Below are 20018 nucleotides of genomic sequence, written 5' to 3'. Positions count from 1 at the left end.
CGTCCCCCCGGCTACAGGGTGACGACGAAGAAGCAGGTGGGCAGGTTGACCACGACCCGCTCCCAGATCTCGGCGCACAGCGCCCGACCCGGCTCGGCGAAGGTCCCCGGCGGTGGCTCGGCGAACCTGATCGTCGACCGGCCGGCGTCGAACAGCACCGCGCCGTGGCCGAAGTCGCCGACGATCGCGGTGCCCGGATCGACCAGCCGGGTCCGGACGATGAAGACGCCGTTGTCCTCCACGTCGCGCAGCAGGTGGCCCTCGCCGAGCAGCCGGTAGTAGTCCGCCGGGTTGATGATCAGCCCGTCGGCGGTGCTGCCCATCTGCTCCACCTCGTTGCAGGCGGCCAGGATGGTCGAGGCGAACGGCGCCGGGTCGGTGAGCCGGCCGAGCTGCGGCATGTTCAGCAGCCCGCCCTCGCCGCGCAGGATGGTGTGGTTCTCGGCGGTGGCCAGCCGCACCACCAGACGGTAGTCGATGAACTGGGCGAAACCCACCGGGTCGTGCCACAGCTCGTCGGGCACCTGCACCCAGGCCCGGGTGGTCAGCAGCTCCGGGATGGGGGAGCGGTGGAAGTGGTTGGCGGCCTCCCGGCGCAGGTCCGCGCCGTCCACGGTGGGGTCGCCGGGGCGCGGTGGGCTCTCGTGCCAGTAGAACTCCTGCGGCTCCCGGGACAGGTCCACCACCTTGAGCATGTTCCGCGACGGGTAGCGGGGCTTGCGCCGGGAACTGGTCAGCGAGTCGGTGATGGTGACGTCGTAGTCGACGGCGGTGTCGAACCCGTCCCGGCCGAACGCCTCGACGAACATGCCGCCGGGCGACATCTGGGTCCGGCGTTCGGCGACGACCTCGGCGATCGTCCGTTTGACGGTGTCGGTGCGCTGCATGACTTACTTCCCCTCCTGGGCTGTGCTGGTGCGCGGGGCGGGCCGGCGCGGGTGCGCGTCGGCGGGCACGGTCAGGCCGGTTTGCGGGCGACGAACATCCCCCAACCGAACTCGCCCCGGTCGATCGCGGCCTGGATCTCGTCACAGGAGGCGGCGAAGCCGAGGATCCACTGCCGGGCGGCCTCGTCGTCGGTGGCGGCGGCCCGCTGCCGGGCGGTCTCGCCCAGCACCCGGTACGTCTGCCGGATGTGGTCGTCCAGGCTGCGCGCGACGGTCACCTCGAACCCGGCCGCCGTCAACGCCTCCCGGTAGCCGTCCAGGGAGTATCCGCTGCTCCACCGGACCCGGTCGTAGACGTGCCGGCGGGCCGCCTCGCCGATCTCGGCGACGGGTTGCAGGAAGTCGGTGACGGCCAGCGTCCCGCCGGGGGCGAGCACCCGGTACATCTCCGCGTGGCTGCGCGCCTTGTCCGGCACCAGGAACAGCGCGTCCTGGCTGACCACGTGGCTGAAGCCGCCGTCGTCGTACGGCAGCGCGGTGGCCGAGCCGTGCCGGAAGGCGACCGGCAACCCGTCGCCGCGCTCGGTGAGCTTGCCCAGCGCGAAGCGGACCCGCTCGATGCTCAGGTCCACCCCCTCACCCCGGCACCCGGTGCGCTCGGCCAGCCGCAGCAGGAAGTTGCCGCAGCCGCAGCCGACGTCCAGCACGGTGGCCGAGGCGTCGATGCCGGCCTCGGTGGCGAGCAGATCGGAGGTCCGGTCGGCCGCCGCCGGGTAGTCGGTGTCGTCCGGGCCGGCGAAGTAGCCGGTGTGCAGCACCCCCTCGCTGTCCCAGAAGCTGAGGTACGTCTGGGTGGTCTGGTCGAAGAACTCGGAGACGTCCCGTTCGGTGAACTGGCTGGTCGTGGACATGCGGGCACTCCTTCGTGCGGGGGCGGGCGTCGGGCCGGCGCGGCCGGGCGGGGGTCAGGCGTAGGTGTCCTTGCGGACCCCGGTCAGGTGGGGCAGGTCCGGACCGGTCGCCGCGGCCCCGCCGTCGATCAGGTGCACCCCGGCGGTGACGAACGAGGCCCGCTCGCTGGCCAGGAAGGTGGCCACGGCGGCCACCTCGTCCGGCCGGGCCAGCCGGCCCAGCGCGCTGTGGTGCCCCATCGCCCGCAGCCGGGCCTCCACGTCGCCGTCGGTGGCGAGCCGGGCCGCGGCGCGTTCCATCGGCGGGGTCCGTACCCCGCCCGGGGCCAGCACGTTGACGGTGATGCCGTCCCGGCCGACGTCCACGGCGAGGCCCTGGGCGAAGCGGACCAGCGCCGCCCGGGTCACCCCGGACAGCACCAGCGGCCCGATCGGCACGCAGGCTGTCTCGGAGGCGACGAAGAGCAGCCGACCCCACCCGGCGGCCCGCAGGTGCGGCAGCGCGGCCGTGGCCAGCGCCACCGCCGGCAGCAGCACCCGGTCCACGGCGGCCCGGTAGTCGGCGACGTCGAAGCCGGTGGCGGTGCCGACCGGGGGACTGCCGCCGCCGGCCACCAGCACGTGCACCCCGCCCAGCTCGGCGGCGACCGCGTCGACCCAGCGGCGGGCCGCGTCCGGGTCGGTCAGGTCGACGCTGGTGGCGCTGACCCGACCGGTCGCCACCTGCGCCAGCTCCCGTTCGGCGGCGGCCAGCCGCTCCGGGTCACGACCACAGATCGCCACCTGGGCGCCCTCGGCGGCGAACTCCTTCGCACAGGCCAGCCCGATGCCGCTGGAACCCCCCGCGACCAGGGCCACCCGCCCCTTGAGCCCGAGATCCACGCCTGTTACCTCCCGTTGTCCGGTGCAGTGCCGACCCGTGCCGCGGCGGGACCGGTCGTGTACCGGTAGCCGTAGCGGCCGAACAGTGGCCAGGCCAGCGCGGTGGCGGCCAGCCGGCGGCGGGGTGACAGGGTGCGCCGCCAGCCGTCGTCGGAGTCCCGGATCACGGTCGGCCCGGTGCGGAACCGGTCCGGGTTGCCGGTGACCGTGTGGTTGGGGTGCAGTTGCACAGTGCGTTCGTGCACCGGGTTGCCGGCCGGGTCGGCGCCGCAGAGCCGCAGCAGCGCGTCGACGGTGCCGGTCGGGTCGGCGGCGAACTCCTCGTAGCGCAGGAACACCGACCGGTCCGGGTGCCGGCGGGTGATCGCGGCGGACGCCAGGTTGAAGCCGTGCCAGTAGGCGGTGCTCCGGGCGGCGGACATCGCGTAGACGTACTGCTTCGGCTCCCGCCACGAGTGCGCCACCGCCCGGGGGTCGCGGACCAGGTGCACGTAGTACGGCCGGACGCCGGGCAGGTGGGACAGCAGCGCGGCCTCACCGGGGATCTTCGTGGTGTCCACGATCACCCGCGCGCCGGTGCGTTCGGCGATGCCCCGGTAGACCCGCCCCATCAGGTCGGCGTGTGCCCGGATCTCGTCGTCGTACAGGCCGCGCCGCAGCACCCGCCAGGTGTGCCGGGTCCGCACCCGGCTCCACTGCCGGCGGATCACCGTCTCGGCGTGCGCGTCGGGCGACATGCCCTCGGGGCAGCCGATCGGCAGCACCGACGACCAGATCGGGCAGCCGGTCAGCGCCTCGCCGCAGCCGCACCGGTCGTTGACCCCCCGGCCGGTGGCGTTCTTCCACAGGAAGTGCAGCTCACCGACGTGGAAGAAACCGGGCACCTCGTTGAGGACGTTGCCGATGATGGTGCTGCCGTTGCGGCACCAGCCGGTGACGCAGAGGACGGTCAACGGTGCGCTCATCCGGCCGGCACCTCCGTCGGCGCGGCGGCCGGGCGGCCGATCCGTACCGCGAGGGCGGCGGCGAGCAGCGCGCAGGCCGCGCCGACGGTGAAGACCGCCGGATAGCCGAAGCCGGCGGCGACCAGGCCGGTGACCGGCCCCCACACCGCGAGCCCCAGATCCCAGAACGACGTGTACGCGCCGATCGCCGCGCCCTGCCGCGCCGGGTCGGTCCGGTTCATCACCATCAACGCCAGCGACGGGTGCAGCAGCGAGAAGCCGACCCCCATGATCACGCTGCCGACGACGGCGACCGGCAGGTTGGGGGCGACCGCGATGACGGCCAGCCCGACCGCCTCGCCGACCCCGCACCAGGCGGCCACCCGACGCGGGCCGAGCCGGTCGGGCAGGTGGCCGATGACCAGCCGGGTGCCGGCGTAGACGGCGCTGAAGCAGCTCAGCACCACCACCCCGTGACCGATGTCGCGGGTGTCCAGGTGCAGCACCACGAACGCGGCGAGCCCGGCGTAACCGGCCGCGCCGAAGGTCAGCGCGATCCCGGGCAGCAGCGCCGGCCGCAGCAGCAACCCACCGCCGCCGCCGGTCGGGGCGGTCCGGGACGGCGTCGGCACCATGGCGATCAGCCCGGCGGCGACCAGCGGCGCGGCGGCGCTGAGTGCCCAGACCGCCGTGAACGACACCTGTTGCAGGGTGGCGCCGAGGAACGTGCCGGCGGAGATGCCGCCCCACATGCTCACCCCGTAGAGGCCGATGAGCTGGCCGCGCCGGTGGTGCGGGGCGAGCGCCACCGTCCACACCGCACCGGCGGTGAACAGGGCGGCCTCGCCCGCGCCGAGCAGCAGCCGCACCGCGACCAGCGCGGGCACGTTCAACGGCAGCAGGTAGAGCAGGCCCCCGGCGGCGACGACCAGCGCCCCGGCCAGCATCACGGTGCGGTGGCCGTGCCGGTCGGCCAGCGCGCCGGCCACCGGCCGGACCAGCAGCGCGGTCACCGCGGTGACGGTGACCACCAGGCCGACGGCGAAGTCCCCGGCGTCGTGCCGGTCGCGCAGGAACGCCGGCAGCACCGGGATGACGGCGGTGAGCCCCAGGTAGCCGGCGAAGAGACCACCGAAGATGCCCACCATCGCCAGCCGGGGGACGGCGGTGTCCCGGGTGGGGGTGGCGGTCATGCGCGCACCGGCTCCACCCCGACGGGCTCCGGGGTGGACGACCCCGACCCGGCCGGAGCGGGGGGCAGTGCGGCGGCCACCTTGCGGACGGCGCGGATCAGCTGGTCGCAGTCGTCGGGGGTCAGACTGGACGACAGCGGCACGTCGACCGTCTCGGCGAGCAGCCGGGCGGTGCGCGGCAGGGTGGCGCGGATCCGCGCCGGGTCGGTGTCGTCGTACATGAACCGCCAGTTCCAGAAGGCGCGGACGTTGAGGTCGTCGTCCGCGCCGATGTTGCGGGCGTCGATGCCCTCGGCCCGTAGCGCGCGGGTGAACCACCCCGCGTCGCCGCCGGGCACCCGGAACACGAACGCCTCGCCGAGGTACGCCCCGGGCGCGACCGGGTTGCGGACGGCGATCCCCGGCAGGTCGGCCAGCGCGCCGCTGACCTGCGCGTAGTTGCGGTGGAACAGGGCCAGCCGCTGCGGCAGCCGGGTCAGCTCGGCACGCAGCAGGGCGGCCCGGATCTCGTCCATCCGCAGGCTGAGCAGGGGCAGTGTCAACCCGTCGACGGGTGGCTCGGTGCCCGGGAAGTGCCGTCGCAGCCGCCCCTCGTACGCCCCGGAGAGCGCCACCGCCCGGCCGAACAGGGTGCTGTCGTCGGTGACCAGGAAGCCGCCCTCGCCGCAGTTGAGCGCCTTGTCGGACTGGGTGCTGAACGCCCCCGCCACGCCGAACGTGCCGAGCTTGCGACCGTCCAGCTCGGCGCCGAGGGCGGGCACCGCGTCCTCGATCAGCGGGACGCCCATCTCGGCGGCGAACGCGGCCAGCGCCGCGACGTCGGCGGCGAAGCCGCGCATGTGCACCACCAGGATCGCCTTGATCTCCGGTCGCCAGCGGCGGCGCAGGTCGTCCAGATCCATCCGCAGGTCGTCGTCGACCTCGACCAGGAATGGTCGGCACCCGGCCAGCACAATGGCGCTGGGGGTGGCCACGAAGGTGAATCCGGGGCAGGCCACCAATGCGCCGGGGGGAACGGCGGCACCCATGATGGCCAGCGCGAGCGCGGCGGTGCCACTGGATACCGCGAGTGCGTGCCGGGTGCCGAAGTAGCGGCACAATTCAGCCTCGAACTGCCCGCACTCCGTTTCCGACTCGTTACGGTGGTCGTAGCGGAAGTAGAGGTGACTGCGGATTGCCCGGATCGCCGCTTCCTCGTCCTCCCGACAGACGTGCACGGCGCCCTTGTCGTAGGTCGGCCAGGGGCTGCGCCGGACCGGTGCCCCGCCCCGGATGGCGAGCTGTTGGTGCAGCTCAACGCCGTGCGACCCGGCTTCGGGTCGGGTTGACGCGGGAGCTTCGTCGTTCCCGTTCACCGGTGTGCTCCTGACTTTCTGCGGCGGTTTTCCGACATAGCCGATAGGAAATGCGCGTGGGTTTTCCACCCGGCGGGCAACCGCATCGAAAACGCCGAAACAACCACCAGATCCGACATTTGCGCGGGCCGGGAATCCAGTGAACAACATGATTGCCGCCGGGATGCGGGCCGTCAACCATGCGTCCGGTGTCGTGCCCCGACTTAGCATCCGTTGAGGAGAGTCGGCCGTGATCGTCATCGCACACAGTGACGATTGGGGATGCTGAATGGGGGTGTGGCCCGCGACGTCCTTGTGTCCGGCCTGCGGGTATGCGGTGCCGACCGGGTGGCGGCCTCCCGCCGTCCGTGCCGGACTGCCCTACCGTCCGTGCCGGTCTGCCCTGCCGGGCAGACATCCCGGCCGCGGTGGACCGGCCACCGGCACCGCCGGTGGCCGGTCCGGGTGCCGTCGACGAGGCGGCACCCGGACCGGCGCGTGGCCGCCCGGACGGGTCGGGATGGCCGTCAGACGGTGTAGAGGACCTTGACGCCGCTGATGCTCGTCGCCGAGACGGCGGTGCCCCGGACGCCGGAGTTGAGGTTGCGCCAGCCGTTGTTGCTGGCGGCCTCGTGCACCATCCCGCCGGCCACGGTGTAGATGATCTTCACGCCGTTGAAGCTGATCGCCGCGAGGGCGTCGGGGCTGACCCCGGAGACGCCGGAGTTGAGGTTGCGCCAGCCGTTGATGCTGTTCGCCTCGTGTACCCAGCCGCCGACGACGGTGTAGATGTACTTCACACCGTCCATGCTGATCACGGCGAGGGCGTTGTCGCTGACGCCGGAGATGCCGGTCCACAGGTTGCGCCAGCCGTTGTTGCTGGCCGCCTCGTGCACCAGGCCGCCGACCACGGTGTAGATGATCTTAACGCCGTTGTGGTTGACGGCGGCGAGGGCGTTGTTGCTGACGCCGGAGATGCCGGTGTTCAGGTTCCTCCAGCCGTTGGCGCTGCTCGCCTCGTGTACCCAGCCGCCGACGACGGTGTAGATGTACTTCACACCGTCCACGTTGATCACGGCGAGGGCGTTGTTGCTGACGCCGGAGATGCCGGTCCACAGGTTGCGCCAGCCGGTGTCGCTGGACGCCTCGTACACCAGGCCGTTGTTGACCGTGTAGAGCAGCTTGTTGCCGCCCATGACCATGGACGCGGTGGCCGAGCCGGTGATGCTGTTGACCGGCAGCATCTGCCAGCCGCTGTGACTGCCGGACTCGTACACCTGGCGGTTGGCGGCCTGGCCACAGTTGCGGCTGGTCATGTTCCGGGCCGGCGAGGTGGGGCCGGAGACGTACAGCGGGCCGGTGGACGGGCTGCCGTCGGAGGTGATGCCGGAGGGCACGCCGTCGAAGTACGACTCGGTCTTGACGCCGTCGCGGACCTGCTCGTAGTGCAGGTGCGGGCCGGTGGAGTTGCCGGTGCTGCCGACCCGGCCGAGCTGCTGGCCGGTCGCCACCCACTGCCCGGTGGCGACCATCGGCGTCTCGATCATGTGCAGGTAGAGCGTCCGCCAACCGCCGCCGTGTTCGACGATCACATGCCAGCCACCGCCGCTGCCCCAACCGGCGAAGGCGACGGTGCCCCCGTACGAGGCGAGGACCGGCCGGCCGTTGCTGGCCCCGCCGGTGAAGGTCAGGTCGATGTCGTAGTCGTCGTGACCGTAGTAGGTGGCCAGCCGCCAGGTCTCGCCGCAGGGCACCGGCAGCTGGAAGTTCGGTCGCGGCCCGGCGGCCTGGGCCGGGCCGGCCGCGACGGTGGCGACACCTCCGGCGGCGATCACCGCGACGCCGACGGCCGCGAGCGCCAGGCGGGCCGAGGTGAGGACCCGGGCGAGTGGACCCGTCATGACGGACTTCCCTCCTCAGTGGAGCATCGTTCGAAGGAGGTCGATCCTACGGGCCGGTCGCCCCGCCGGGGGGAGCCGCGCGGGTGGGGCCGGAGCCGGTGGTTCAGCCGACGGCCACCGAGGCGGCGATGGCCACCATGATCACGGCGATCGTGCCCGACCTGCTGGTCGACCTGCACACCGACCACGAGGCGCACACCGCCCGACTGCTGCGCGACGGCACCGTGATGGCGGCGGTCACCACCGAACGCGTCGCCGTGCAGGGCTGCCGGGTCCTCCGCCTCGGCGCGATGCGGTACCGCGCCGTCGCCACACCCGCCCTGCACGCGCTATGGTTCGCCGACCGGCCGCCCGCGGCGACCTTCCCCGTCGCGCCGATGGTCCGCTTCGACCGCAAGGACACCCTGCAACACCGCTTCGCCCGTACGCTCACCCGCCGCGACGTCGACCCGCCGACGCACGTCGTGCCGGGGACGGCCGGCTTCGCCCGGGCGATCCGGCTCGGCCTCGGCTGGGGCCTGCTCCCGGAGGCCGAGGCCCGGCCCGACATCACCGCCGGTCGGCTCGTCGACCTGGCCGCCGGACACCACCTCGACGTTCCGCTGTACTGGCAGTGCTGGCGACTGGAGTCGGCGGCGCTGGCGGCACTGACGGCGGCGGTCCGGGTCGCCGCCGGCACCGCGCTGCACTGACGGGTGCGGCCGGGCATCCGTCCGCCCGGCAGATCCGTGGACGACACCACGCCGACGACCACCGGGGCACGGGACGGGACCAGGCGCCGACGAACCCGGCGGCGACGGCGCGCCACGTGCCGTCCACGCCGGAACGCCCGCTCAGCCGGGCACCGCCCCGGCGACGAAGGTCCGGCGGTACACCTGCGGCGACACTCCACTGAGCCGCTTGAACTGGACCCGGAAGTGCGCCGGTGAGGCGAAACCGACGAGGTGGGCGATCCGGTCGACCCCGTGGTCGGTGCGTTCCAGCAGCTCCTGCGCGCGACGGATACGCACCGCCGCGACCCACTGCATCGGGGTGAGGCCGGTCTCCTCGTGGAAACGGCGGTTGAGTGTCCGCACGCTGAGCCCGGCCCGGGCGGCCACGTCGGCCAGGGTCAGCGGCTCGTCGGCGTGCGACTCCAGCCAGCGCAGGACCGGGCCGAGACCCGCCCCGGCAGGGTCCGCGCCGGGGCGCACGATGAACTGCGCCTGCCCACCGTCGCGGTGCAGCGGGGCCACCGCCTGCCGGGACGCGTCGGCGGCGACCGCGGCCCCGTGGTCGCGGCGGACCAGGTGCAGGCACATGTCCACGCCCGCGGTCGCCCCGGCGGAGGTGACGAACTGACCGGTGTCGACGTACAGCACCTCCGGGTCCACCCGGACGGCCGGATACGTCGCCTGCAACAGCTCGGCGGCGGCCCAGTGCGTGGTGGCCCGACGCCCGTCGAGCAACCCGGCGGCGGCGAGGGTGAACGCGCCCACGCAGATCGAGGCGATCCGGACGCCGGCGGCAGCGGCGGCCCGCAGCGCGTCCAGCACCGCAGCGGGCACCGGCGCGGCCGGGTCGTACCGTCCCGGCACGATCAGGGTGTCGGCGTCGGCGAGCGCGTCGAGGCCGTGGTCGACGGCGAGCCGCAGCGGGCCGGCGTCGACGACCGGCCCGCTGCCGCAGACCAGCACCCGGTAGCCGGCCCGGCCGCCCGGCAACCGCACCCGGCCCAGCACCTCGACCGGGGTGGCCAGGTCGAACGCGATGGTGCCCGGGAGCGCCAGGACCAGCACGGTGTGCACGACGGCACCTCCCCGGGGTCGACGACGGGCGGCAAGAAACAGTCGGACGATGGCAATCCTGCCACTGGTCGGCTCAGGCGGCGAGGTCGAGGATCGGAGGCATGCTGGTACAGATCGTGTTGTTCGACGGGTTCGACCCGCTCGACGTCATCGCGCCCTTCGAGGTCCTCGCCGCCGGGAGCGACACCGTCGGGGGTGCCCTGGCGGTGGAGCTCGTCTCGGCGGAGGGCCCGCGGGAGGTGGTCAGCGGCACCCGTGGTCTGACGCTGCGGGCGACCGGGACGCTGGACCCGACCCGGCCGGGCTACGTCGTGGTGCCCGGGGCCAGCGGGCCCAGCACCGGCGACCCCGACGAGGGCGCGGTGACCATCCCGGTGCTCCTGGCCCGGGTCGCCGACTCGGCGGCCGTACCGCTGCTGCGCGCCGCCCTCGACAACCCCGACGTGACGGTGGCGGCCGTCTGCGGCGGTTCGCTCGCCCTGGCCATGGCCGGCCTGATCGAGGGCCGCCACGCGGTGACCCACCGCCTCGGCATGGACGTGCTCGACGCCACCGGCGTGCACGCGGTGCCGGCGCGGGTCGTCGACGACGGCGACCTCGTCACCGCAGGCGGCGTCACCTCCGGCCTGGACCTCGGCCTGCACCTCCTGGAACGGGAGTTCGGCCCCCGGGTCGCGCACGCCGTGGAGACCCTCTTCGAGTACGAGCGACGCGGCACCGTCTGGCGTGCCGCCGGCCACCTCCCCGTCACGGTCTGAGGAGAAAAACGATGGTGCATCCCGTCATCGGCAGCTGGGACGTCAGCCTGAAGACCCCCATCGGCACGCTCCGCGCCACCTACGTCTTCCACGACACCGGCGGGGCGCTCACCGGCACCGCGTCGACGGCGGCGGAGACCGTGGCGCTGGTCGCGGTGACCTGCATCGGCAGCCGGGTGACCTGGCGACAGTCGGTGACCCGGCCGATGCGCCTGCACCTGGACTTCGACGTGGTGGTGGACGGCGGCACCCTGGCCGGGCACTCCCGCGCGGGCCGGCTGCCCCGCACCGTGGTCACCGGCACCCGCCGCCCACCCGCTCCGGTCACCCGAACCGCCGGGTAGTCGCCCGCACCGGGCGCTCGGTGCGGATGCCGTGACGTTCGCCTGACCGATCACCGGCGGCGCGGAGATCTCGGCGTCGGATGATGACCGGCCTCCGCGCCGGCAGAGCAGATCCGCAACACCCCCGCCCGGTCGGACCGGGACGCGATGCGGTAGACGTGAGCGGTCCCCGCCATCGAGCGATGGCGGGGACCTGGATGCGCGGGTGTCACGACGAGATCGTCAGGTGGAACGCCCGGTCGGCGGGCGCGCCCGCCGAGGTGAACGTCTGGACGAACACGCCGTTCGGCACCCCGGCCCGGCCGACCACCGCGATCTCACCGCTGGGTGAGGCCCCGACGGAACCGGTCAGGCCGATGCTTCCGACGTACGCGGAGCGGGTCACGTCGTGGCTGAACACCACCTGGTACTGCCCGACGGCAAGACGGATGGACGAGACCACCCCGAAACCGCGGTTCAGCACGCCCGTCGACTCGACCACCGCCCAGAAGAGCTGCGCTGTCGGCGGCATGCCGGCAGAGGTGGCCGGGACGAGGAGCGCGGTGGCCTCGGCGATGTCGCTGGCGCTCGCCACGGGCTGGGCGGCCTGCTTGGTGGACTCGGTGGACATGGTGCCTCCTTCGGTGGAGCCGCCTGGATGCGGCAATGTGGTGGTAAAAGAGGGAATTTAGTGATCAGATATTGCGTGACGGTTGAATCTGATCAATGCCCCTTTATGAGTTAAACGGTAGGCACTCCGGCTCAGATCAAGCCAGGGGTAGCGGTGTCCAATCATGGACAAGCGACTATTTGATCACGGCGCTGAGCTGCAGCTATGTCATGCGTTATCGGGGTCTGGCCGACCCTGGGCGTGGCTGCCCCGGCTCGGGAGAGCGCGCCCCGGGTCTCCCCGGGATGCTCGCCGAGCGCGGCGGGGGCGTCCCGTCGGTGGTGCCGCCGGGCGCGTGGTGACCCGCCAGGAGGGGGCGGTTGCCGTGCGAGGGGGCGTCGGGTGCGGTCGGATATCTGACGGCCTTGCGGCGGCCGGTGCGGTCGCCCTACGGCATGATCGTCCACCGTGTACGGACGTGTCCGTTGCTCGCGAGGTCGGCCCGGTAGTAGTCGAGGCGGGTGGAACTCGCCGTAAGGGGGCCGGATGGCGTGGGACAGGATCGGTGGCTACGAGATCGTCGCGCCGCTCGGGTCGGGCGGCATGGACGACGTGTTCTTCGCGGTGTCGCCGACCGCGGAGGAGGCGGCGGTGGAAGTGGTTCGTGTGGGTGGGGCGGGCTGGTGGGCGTACCGGATGGGTCTGCGGCCTTGCGGTGCGGTGGTGCGGCGGGTGGGGCGGAACCAGCGGGCGGGCCGTCACCCGGTGCTGCTGTCGGGTGGGTGCCACGGGCCGGGAACGGTGGGTGGGAGGTCGCCGTGCCGACCGTACGATGGTCGGGTGGTGCGGATGGTCATGGCGACCGATGCCGGGCATCCCGGGCGGGCCAACGAGGACTTCGCCGGTGCCGTCGCGGACGGTCTGGTGCTCGTCGACGGCGCCGGTGGCATCGCCGACGCCGCCCGGGTCTGCCACCACGGCGTGGCCTGGTATGCCACCCGGCTCGGTGGTGCCCTGCTGGGCGCGTTGTCCCTGGGGCACAGTCTGCGCGAGGTGTTGGCCGAGGGCATCGAGCGGATCACCGACGAGCACCGCGACACCTGCGACGTCGCCCACCCGATCAGCCCGTTCGCCGCAGTGGCGATGCTCCGGTTCGTCGGCGGGCGCGTCGAGCACCTGGTCCTCGGCGACGCGGTGGTGGTCCTCGGCCGGGTGGACGGTGAGCCGTTCGTGGCCCACGATCCGCGTGAGGTGGTGATCGCCCGCTCCGTCGAGCAGCGGTTGCAGGGCGTACCCCCGGGCAGTGACCGGTACCGGCGGCTGCTGGGTGAGCTGCGGGCGCAGCGGAACAGCCCGGGTGGCTTCTGGGTGGCCAAGGACGACCCCCGGGTGGTGGCCGAGGCGGTCACCGGCAGCCGCCCGGCCGCCGGGGTGACCGGGGCGGCGCTGCTCAGCAACGGTGCGAGCCGGCTGGTGGACACCTTCGGGCGCACCGACTGGGCGGGCCTGCTGGACCTGCTGGATTCCGCCGGCCCCGAGGAGGTCATCCGTCGGGTCAGGCAGGCCGAGGCCCGCGAGGGCGTCGCCACCGACGACGCGACGATCGTCTACCGCGGCTGAGCGGGGCGGCTGACCTGGTGGGGTCCGCCCGGTCCGACGGGTCTGGAATGCTCCTCCCATGCCCACCTTTCCGCCCAGCTTCGCCGACCGGGTCGTCGCCCAGCCGCTCCCGGACCAGTTCGAGACGTTCCTCGACGAGCACCGCAGTGCGCTCGACGGCTGCCTCGACGGGCTGACCGAGGAACAGGCCCGCCGGTCGTTGGTGCCGTCCCGGACGACGCTGCTGGGCCTGGTCAAGCACGCGACCTTCGTGGAGCGGGTCTGGTTCGACGAGGCCGTCACCTGCCGCTCGCGCGCCGAGCTCGGCCTCCCCGAGCGGTCGGAAGACTCGTTCCTCCTCGACGACCACGACACGATCGCCACCGTCCGGCAGGCGCACCGGGAGGCCTGCGCGGCAGCCCGCCGGGCGACGGCGTCGTTGGGCCTCGACGACATCCTGCGTGGGAACCGGCGGGGTCCGCTTCCGCTGCGCTGGGTGTACCTGCACGTGCTGCGTGAGCTCGCCCAGCACTGCGGGCACGCGGACATCCTCCGCGAGCAGATCCTCCACGGGTAGCACGCCGGTGCGGTGGTCGCTGTCGATCCCGGGCAGGGCTCATCCGCACCGCGCGGTCCGGAGCAGGACGCGCCTCATGTTGCGACAGGTACCTTGCTGTGGCAAGGTAGTGGCATGCAGGTCGACCCCAAGCTCGTCGCGTTGCGGCGCGGCCTGCTCGAGCCACTCGTCCTGGCTGCCGTCGAGTCCCGGCAGCGGTACGCGGCGGAGATCCTCGCCGTGCTGCAGGAGGCGAACTTCCCCGCCCAGGAGGGCACGCTCTATCCGCTGCTGAGCAGGCTCCGGCGCGACGGGCTCGTCCACCACGAGTGGCGTGAGTCGCCGTCAGGGCCGCCCCGGAAGTACTTCTCCCTCACCGATGCGGGCAGAAACCAACTCGCCGCGTTCCGTGAGTACTGGAACGAGCTGACCCACATGATCAATGCGATCGGACGCTGACCCATGGAAGATCCGACGATCATCCGCCTCACCGGGCACGTCGCGGCCTACCCCGCCACCCGTGAGGCACGCGACACCCTGCGGCGGTACCTCGACGAGGCGCACCGCACGCTGCGCTCCGACCCGGACGCTGACGACATCGTCCGCGATCTCGAGTCCGCGATCGGCGACCGGTTGAGCGCGCTCGTGGGCTCAGGCGACGCCCCGGTGACCGGTGCCCGGATGGCAGCGATCCTGGCCGAGGTCGGGCCGGTCAGCCCGGCAGGTCCCGTGTCGCCTTCCGCCGCGGGGAGGCCGCGTGGCCGGTTCTGGTGCCGGATCCACGAAGGAGGCTGGTTCGGCGGCGTCTGCCTGGGAATCGCGGCGTACGGCGGGTTCCGCGTCGACTGGGTACGCACCGTCGTGCTGCTGCTGACCCTGTTCAGCGGTGGACTACTCGCCATCGCGTACCTGGCCCTGCTGCTCGTGCTCCCCGTGGTCCCCACGGTCGCCGACTACGAGCGCCAACGGGACGCGCCGCGACACGCCTGAGACCGGCAGTGTCCGCTGCCGTTCCGAAGGACCGCGATCCCGCCCACCGTGCCCACCTCCTCGTCGCCGGCCGGCCGCCGGGCCGGTCAGCGGCGGCCGGTGGACAGGGCGACGAGGTACTGCCCGCCGCCGGCGTCGACGCTGGCGGTCACCGGCAGCCCGGGCACCAGCCGGGAGAACCGGTCGACCAGCCAGTCGGCGGCCTCCTGGGCGTCCTTCCGGCTCGGGCAACGGGCCACCAGTTCCCGGCCGCCCTTGCGTTCGAGCCGCTCGGCGACGGCGATCAGCGGTGCCGGCTCCACCACGTGCAGGCGGTCCGGCCAGGCGATGACCACCTTGACCGCACCCTTGCGGGTGTTGCAGGCCCGGTGCGCGAGCCGCTCGACCACCTTGGCCTTCCGGTCGGCGGTACGGCTGTCGACGCTGGGGCCGCGCGGGTCGTTCACCGACCTGTCGGCGTCGACCGGCTCGTCGCACACCCAGCACCGCCAGTCGTCCCGCCTGGCCACGTCGTCGAGAAGAGTCATCGCTGCAAACTAGCCGGCCGGCAGTTGTCCGCTCCGGGCAGGTCAGGCCGGGACGGGCAGGTCAGGCCGGGACCGGGTGGTCGGCCTCGAACCGCTCACGGGTGAGGAACGCCAGCTGGGCACGCTTGTCGGGCATGTCGATCTCATCGGCGAAGGTGAACCCCTCCCGTTCCAGCCGGCGCAGCGCGAACCGGTTGCGCACGTCGGGCTCGACCACGATCCGCCGGTGGTCGGGGTCGCGGAACAGGAACCGGGCCAGCGCCGGGCCGACCGCGGTGGTGAGCCCCCGGGGCGGCCGGCGGCCCGGGGCGAGCAGCAGGTGCATGCCGACGTCGCCGGGGCGTACCCGGTAGCGCTCGCCGACCGGGTCGGCCTCGGGCCGGTAGCTCTGGAACAGGCCGACCGGCGTGCCGTCCAGCCCGATCAGGTACGCGTGGTGGGTGCTCAGTGAGTCGACGAAGGAGTAGACCTCGTGGACCTCGGCCACCGTGTGGTCACCCATGCCCCAGAACGCCGCGCCGGGCGCGGTCACCCAGCCGTGCAGCAGCGCGGCGTGCGCGTCCGGGTCGACCACGGTGAGGGTCAGCTCACCGAAGCCGGGGATCGTCTCCTGGTAGGTCACGGGGTCCTCGTCTCGGGGTGCTCGGGTCAGGTCGGGCCAGTCGGTGTCGACGGGGATCAGCTCTCCGGCGGCCCACAGCGGAAGCTGGTCGGCGAAGTGCGGGTCGTCGGGTCGGCCGGAGACGCCGAAGGGGACGATCCACCGGCTCGCCGCCCGGTCGGTGAGGTCCCATACGTACCGGGCGACCGGCCCCCGCCAGCACGCGTCGGACACCCCGGGCACGCTGGAGGTGGCCAGCACGCAGTCGGTGTCGCCGCCGAGCGCGGTGGCGTCGCGCATCGCGGTGACCCGGTCCGCGACCGCCGTGGACACCCCGAGGTGCAGCGGGTGCAGCAGGTGCCGCCGGCCCCAGGCCCCGGGCGGGTCGCCGGCCGCGACCTCCTCCAGCGCGGCGACGACGAGCGGTTCGACCTCGCCGCCGAGGCGGTGCAGCCCGGCGACCACCCCCTCCACGGCGTGCCCGATCCGGGCCAGCGGGTCGGTCCACGGCGCGAACAGCGGGTCGTAACCACCCGGGGCGTGCAGCGGCGCCAGGACGGGGTGCGCGGACAGGTGGCGGACCAGCGCGGCCCGCCAGGCGGCGAACGCCCCGGCCTCGACGCTGTCGGCGGCCATCCGGCCGTCCCAACCGGTCAACCGGTCCCGCAGCCGCCGGGCCGGGCCGCTCAGCGGCCCCGGGTCCAGCCGGTCGAGCAGACCGCGCAGCACCGTCGATCCGCGCCGGGTGTCGGTGTGTACGGCCGGCGCGGCGACGCCCTCGGCGAGCAGCGCGCGGATCCGGTGGGCCCGGTGCGGCGGGGCGAAGTCGACACCGAGGTCGGCCACGTCGTCGCGCCGGTCGTTGGCGCAGACCGCCGGCCCGGCGACGGCGACGGGTTTACCGGCGGCGTAGTCGCCGCGCCACCGGTAGCGGGGATCCCAGCCGGGCACCGGTTCCCGCCGGCACCGGTCGTCACGGTGGGGCACCAGACCGGCGACGAGCTGGTGCACCGTGCCGTGCCGGTCGGCGACCAGCACGCTGTTGACCGGCTCGACCCAGCCACGCAGCGCGTCGGCGACGTCGTCGGCGGTGCGGGCCCGCAGCAGCGGTAGCAGTGCCTCGAAACCGAGGCTCCCGGTCACCCGGGCCGGGGTGCGCAGGCTGAGCGCCTCGCCGGTGTGCCGGTCGTGGTCGACCACCGGGCCGCGCGGCGTCTCGATCACCTCGACCGTCTCGGTCGCGCCGCCGCGTACCGTGATCCGCTCGACGTGCCGGTGGGCGGGCATCCAGCCGTCGGCGTCGCGGACCAGCACCCGGTCGCCGTCGTGGCGCAGCTGTTCGCGGTAGAGGTCCTGGTAGTCGGCCATCGCGTTGGTGACCGCCCAGGCGACGTCACCGGCGTGCCCGAAGTGCGGCACCCCGGGCACCCCGGGGAAGGCCAGCCCGGCCACGTCGAACTCCGGGCAGGCCAGCCGGACCTGCTGGTAGATGCCGGGCAGTTCGAGCAGCCGGTGCGGGTCACCGGCGATGACCGGCGCGCGGCCGGTCGCCGGGTCGGCGGGCAGCGCCCAGGCGTTGCTGCCGGAGCCCCCCGGCCCCTCGACGGCGAACAGCTCCCGGGCGGCGGGGCCGAGGGTGGCGGCGACGTGGGCGTGCCACAGCTTCTGCGGGAAGGTGCCGAACAGGATGTGCTGGACCAGGAAGACGCCCAGCGGCGACCAGGGTCGCCACCGGCCGGGCGCGCTGCCGGTGGCGGCGAACTCCGGTGCCGCCGCCGCGCCGTCCGGCAGGGCGTCGTTCACGCCGTCGGCGTATGCGGTGACCCACCGTCGGGTGGCCGGGGTGAGCTGGTCGAAACAGCGCCGGGCGGTGTCGTCGAGCCGGGCCCGGCGGGCGAACCGGTCCCAGCCGAGTTCGGTGGGACCGATGTGGGCGGCGAGCTGGCCCTCGGCCCGCCACCGTTCGACCTCGAGCTGCCAGGCCCGGTCGGTGGCGGTCACCCTGCCCTGCCATCGGGCCAGCTCGTCGACGGTGTCCGCCCACAGGTGCGGCACCCCCCACCGGTCGCGGTGCACGCCGGCCGCCGGCCGTGCCCCCGGCGGCCTTCCGGTCCCACTCTCCACAGGACTCCCCAGGTAAGTTACCCTCGCCTAACTTAGGCGGACCTTACCTGGAGGGCGTGTGAAACGGAACTGGGAGGCCCTGGTGCTCAAGGCCATGGGCGGCCGGGACTTCCGGCTGACCGTGCGGGGCACCGAGTCGGTCGGCGGGCACTACCAGCGTCTGGTCCTGGACGACGGCGGCCTGCTGGCAGCGGGCAAGGTGCACCCCACCATGTGGATCCGGCTCTGGTTCGACGACGCCGGCCGCCCGCACCAGCGGGCGTACACCCTGGTCGACCCGGATCCGGCGGCCGGCCGGTTCACCCTGGAGTTCGCCCTGCACGACGGCTGTGCGGCCCGCTGGGCGAGCAGCGCACAGGTCGGTGACACCATCATGGCGACCCTCCAGGGCAGCGCCTTCGCCCTGCCCGACCCGACGCCCCGGCACCTCTACCTGGTCGGCGACGCCGCCTCGCTGCCGGCGGTGAACAGCCTGCTCGACGCCGTCCCCGCGATCCCCGCCACGGTCTGGCTGGAGTACGCCCACGACGGGGAACGCGCGCTCGTCCCGCGCGCCCGCGACCAGCACCGGGTCACCTGGGTGCCGCGCGGCGACGACGGGCGGCAGCTCGTCGACACCGTGCGCGCGGAGCTGCCGGCCGCGCCGGACGCCCACTACTGGCTGGCCTGCGAGGCGGGCAGCACCCGCGCGCTGACCCGGCACGTGCGGCGTACCCTCGGCGTCGGCAAGCAGCAGCTCACCGCGTTGGCGTACTGGAGCGCCCGGTGAAGGGGCACCTCGGCACGCTCACCACGCTCTACGTCACCCAGTACCTCGGCATCGGCTTCATCACCGTCGGGCTGACCGCCATCCTGCGTGACGGCGGGACCTCGCTGGACACCCTGGCCCTGCTCCAGTTCGTCGGCCTGGTCTGGCCGCTCAAGTTCCTCTGGGCCCCGCTGCTCGACCGGTACGGCTCCCGGCGGCACGGTCACTACCGCTCCTGGCTGCTGCCCCTGCAGGCCGGACTGGTGCTGTCCCTGCTGGCGCTGCTGCCGTTCGCCGACCCGACCCGGCAGCTCGGCCCGGTGGTGGCGATCTGCGCCGCCTACGTCTTCCTCTCCGCCACCCAGGACATCGCCGTCGACGCGGTCGCCGTCCGGGTGCTGTCGGCGGGGACCAGGGGGGCCGGCAACGGCATCCAGGTCGCCGCGAGCTACCTGGGCAACCTGCTCGGCGGTGGCGCGTGCGTGCTGGTCTACGACCGGTACGGCTGGGTGCCGGCGATCGGTCTGCTGGCCGCGCTGACCGCCGTCGGGCTGTGGGTGGTGTGGCGGCTGCGCGAGCCGGCCCGGGACGACCGGGTGGCCGGTGCCGGGCAGGCGTACCGGGCGTTGCTGTCGGTGTTCGGCCAGCCCGGCTGCCGCTGGTGGACCTTCGGCGTGGTGCCGCTGGTCTACACCGGAGCCGGCGCGGCCTACGCCCTGGTCACCCCGGCTCTGGTCGACGCGGGCTGGTCGCTGGCCCGCATCGGCGTGGTGACCGGCGTGGTGATCAGCGCCCCGGCGATCGTCGCCGGCCTGCTCGCCGGGATCGGTGTCGACCGGTTCGGCCGGGGGCGGTTGCTCGTTGTCGGGGGAGCGGCCCTCGCGGTCTCCACCGGGCTGCTGCTGCCGCTGATGAACGGGCGGGCGCCGCTGACCACGACGGTGCTCGCCCTGTGCTGCTTCATGGCCGCGTACACGGTGGCCAACGTGGTGCTCTACGTGGTCAACATGGACTACTCGCGGCCCGGCACCGGGGGGACCGACTTCACCGTGCTGTCGTCGTTCGGGCTGGTCTGCTCGTTCCTGGCGGCGTCTGTCGGGCTGGCCGCGGCCGACCGGTTCGGCTATCCCGCCGTCGCGGTCGGTTCGGTGGTGCTGGTCGCCGTCGGTGTGCTGGTGGGGCTGGGGCACCAGCGCCGGTTCCGGGTCACCCCGGCGCGACCGTCCGAACGGGTCGCCGAACCCGTCGCCGCGCCCGGCTGAGCGGCCGGGATCCGGTGCCCCCGGCTCGATCGGCGACGGGGGCGCGGGAGTGTCGGCGTTGACAAGAAATTAGGTTAGGGT

Annotated in this window: 20 protein-coding genes and 1 pseudogene; 9 read left to right on the top strand and 12 right to left on the bottom strand. The window is 73.5% G+C overall.

The window, feature by feature from the left end; translation table 11 throughout:
• Positions 1–11 precede the first annotated feature (11 nt).
• From GA0070623_RS04305 to GA0070623_RS04275, 7 genes are all read right to left on the bottom strand, one after another.
• Positions 12–887: a family 3 encapsulin nanocompartment shell protein gene (locus GA0070623_RS04305; protein ID WP_067312704.1), complete on the bottom strand. Its 876-nt coding sequence runs from the start codon at positions 885–887 to the stop codon at positions 12–14.
• 71 nt (positions 888–958) lie between these two features.
• Positions 959–1798: a class I SAM-dependent methyltransferase gene (locus GA0070623_RS04300; protein ID WP_067312707.1), complete on the bottom strand. Its 840-nt coding sequence runs from the start codon at positions 1796–1798 to the stop codon at positions 959–961.
• A gap of 54 nt (positions 1799–1852) precedes the next feature.
• On the bottom strand, positions 1853–2680 hold the full coding sequence (locus tag GA0070623_RS04295; RefSeq protein ID WP_067312709.1) for an SDR family NAD(P)-dependent oxidoreductase: 828 nt from the start codon (positions 2678–2680) through the stop codon (positions 1853–1855).
• A 5-nt stretch (positions 2681–2685) separates the two neighbouring features.
• Positions 2686–3645: a sulfotransferase gene (locus GA0070623_RS04290; protein ID WP_067312711.1), complete on the bottom strand. Its 960-nt coding sequence runs from the start codon at positions 3643–3645 to the stop codon at positions 2686–2688.
• Positions 3642–4817 carry an MFS transporter gene (locus tag GA0070623_RS04285; protein ID WP_067312713.1) on the bottom strand — a complete coding sequence of 392 codons (1176 nt, stop codon included), beginning with the start codon at positions 4815–4817 and terminating at the stop codon, positions 3642–3644. The genes GA0070623_RS04290 and GA0070623_RS04285 overlap by 4 nt, the downstream gene beginning before the upstream one ends.
• On the bottom strand, positions 4814–6172 hold the full coding sequence (locus GA0070623_RS04280; protein WP_067312715.1) for a DegT/DnrJ/EryC1/StrS family aminotransferase: 1359 nt from the start codon (positions 6170–6172) through the stop codon (positions 4814–4816). Before GA0070623_RS04280 ends, GA0070623_RS04285 begins: the two co-directional genes overlap by 4 nt.
• A gap of 506 nt (positions 6173–6678) precedes the next feature.
• Entirely contained in the window at positions 6679–8052 is a 1374-nt protein-coding gene (locus GA0070623_RS04275; RefSeq protein WP_089003905.1) for a M23 family metallopeptidase, read from the bottom strand.
• A gap of 98 nt (positions 8053–8150) precedes the next feature.
• On the opposite strand from GA0070623_RS04275, the gene GA0070623_RS04270 reads away from it, so the two are divergent.
• Positions 8151–8744 carry an ArgP/LysG family DNA-binding transcriptional regulator gene (locus GA0070623_RS04270; protein ID WP_231932656.1) on the top strand — a complete coding sequence of 198 codons (594 nt, stop codon included), beginning with the start codon at positions 8151–8153 and terminating at the stop codon, positions 8742–8744.
• Positions 8745–8885: 141 nt separating this feature from the next.
• On the opposite strand, the gene GA0070623_RS04265 is transcribed toward GA0070623_RS04270, so the two are convergent.
• The gene (locus GA0070623_RS04265; protein ID WP_067309843.1) at positions 8886–9839 is read right to left on the bottom strand and encodes a GlxA family transcriptional regulator; all 954 of its coding nucleotides are present in this window, start codon (positions 9837–9839) and stop codon (positions 8886–8888) included.
• Positions 9840–9940: 101 nt separating this feature from the next.
• Here GA0070623_RS04265 and GA0070623_RS04260 point away from each other — a divergent pair, with 101 nt between their 5' ends.
• Both GA0070623_RS04260 and GA0070623_RS04255 read left to right on the top strand, forming a co-directional pair.
• Positions 9941–10597, top strand: coding sequence for a DJ-1/PfpI family protein (locus GA0070623_RS04260; protein WP_067309840.1), 657 nt, complete (start codon positions 9941–9943; stop codon positions 10595–10597).
• An 11-nt stretch (positions 10598–10608) separates the two neighbouring features.
• Positions 10609–10941 carry a hypothetical protein gene (locus GA0070623_RS04255; RefSeq protein ID WP_067309837.1) on the top strand — a complete coding sequence of 111 codons (333 nt, stop codon included), beginning with the start codon at positions 10609–10611 and terminating at the stop codon, positions 10939–10941.
• A 208-nt stretch (positions 10942–11149) separates the two neighbouring features.
• Here GA0070623_RS04255 and GA0070623_RS04250 read toward each other — a convergent pair whose 3' ends face one another.
• A complete protein-coding gene (locus GA0070623_RS04250) occupies positions 11150–11551 on the bottom strand; it encodes a hypothetical protein (RefSeq protein ID WP_067309834.1) in 402 nt (133 codons plus the stop codon).
• 828 nt (positions 11552–12379) lie between these two features.
• Between GA0070623_RS04250 and GA0070623_RS04245 the strand changes: the two genes are divergently transcribed.
• The 4 genes from GA0070623_RS04245 (at position 12380) to GA0070623_RS04230 (ending at position 14675) form a co-directional block, all read left to right on the top strand.
• Positions 12380–13150 (top strand): hypothetical protein, encoded by a 771-nt coding sequence (locus GA0070623_RS04245; protein ID WP_231932798.1) that lies wholly within the window; start codon positions 12380–12382, stop codon positions 13148–13150.
• A gap of 58 nt (positions 13151–13208) precedes the next feature.
• On the top strand, positions 13209–13706 hold the full coding sequence (locus tag GA0070623_RS04240) for a DinB family protein (protein WP_067309831.1): 498 nt from the start codon (positions 13209–13211) through the stop codon (positions 13704–13706).
• A 114-nt stretch (positions 13707–13820) separates the two neighbouring features.
• Positions 13821–14144, top strand: coding sequence for a PadR family transcriptional regulator (locus tag GA0070623_RS04235; protein WP_067309827.1), 324 nt, complete (start codon positions 13821–13823; stop codon positions 14142–14144).
• 3 nt (positions 14145–14147) lie between these two features.
• The gene (locus GA0070623_RS04230; RefSeq protein ID WP_067309824.1) at positions 14148–14675 is read left to right on the top strand and encodes a PspC domain-containing protein; all 528 of its coding nucleotides are present in this window, start codon (positions 14148–14150) and stop codon (positions 14673–14675) included.
• Positions 14676–14761: 86 nt separating this feature from the next.
• On the opposite strand, the gene GA0070623_RS04225 is transcribed toward GA0070623_RS04230, so the two are convergent.
• The 3 genes and pseudogenes from GA0070623_RS04225 to GA0070623_RS04220 form a co-directional block, all read right to left on the bottom strand.
• Entirely contained in the window at positions 14762–15202 is a 441-nt protein-coding gene (locus GA0070623_RS04225; protein WP_067309821.1) for a hypothetical protein, read from the bottom strand.
• A 61-nt stretch (positions 15203–15263) separates the two neighbouring features.
• Complete coding sequence (locus tag GA0070623_RS30780; RefSeq protein ID WP_231932797.1) at positions 15264–15824, bottom strand: GNAT family N-acetyltransferase; 561 nt, start codon at positions 15822–15824, stop codon at positions 15264–15266.
• A gap of 9 nt (positions 15825–15833) precedes the next feature.
• Positions 15834–17879 (bottom strand): annotated as a pseudogene (locus GA0070623_RS04220) (penicillin acylase family protein); the annotation flags it as partial.
• A 106-nt stretch (positions 17880–17985) separates the two neighbouring features.
• On the opposite strand from GA0070623_RS04220, the gene GA0070623_RS04215 reads away from it, so the two are divergent.
• Both GA0070623_RS04215 and GA0070623_RS04210 read left to right on the top strand, forming a co-directional pair.
• On the top strand, positions 17986–18696 hold the full coding sequence (locus GA0070623_RS04215; protein WP_067309815.1) for a siderophore-interacting protein: 711 nt from the start codon (positions 17986–17988) through the stop codon (positions 18694–18696).
• A complete protein-coding gene (locus tag GA0070623_RS04210) occupies positions 18693–19937 on the top strand; it encodes an MFS transporter (protein ID WP_067309812.1) in 1245 nt (414 codons plus the stop codon). The genes GA0070623_RS04215 and GA0070623_RS04210 overlap by 4 nt, the downstream gene beginning before the upstream one ends.
• Positions 19938–20018: the final 81 nt, after the last annotated feature.

It is taken from the genome of Micromonospora rifamycinica (assembly GCF_900090265.1).
In the GTDB taxonomy this organism is placed as follows: Bacteria; Actinomycetota; Actinomycetes; order Mycobacteriales; family Micromonosporaceae; genus Micromonospora; species Micromonospora rifamycinica.
The sequence above is the reverse complement of the archived record's forward strand: the minus strand, read 5'-3'. Positions and strand labels throughout refer to the sequence as shown.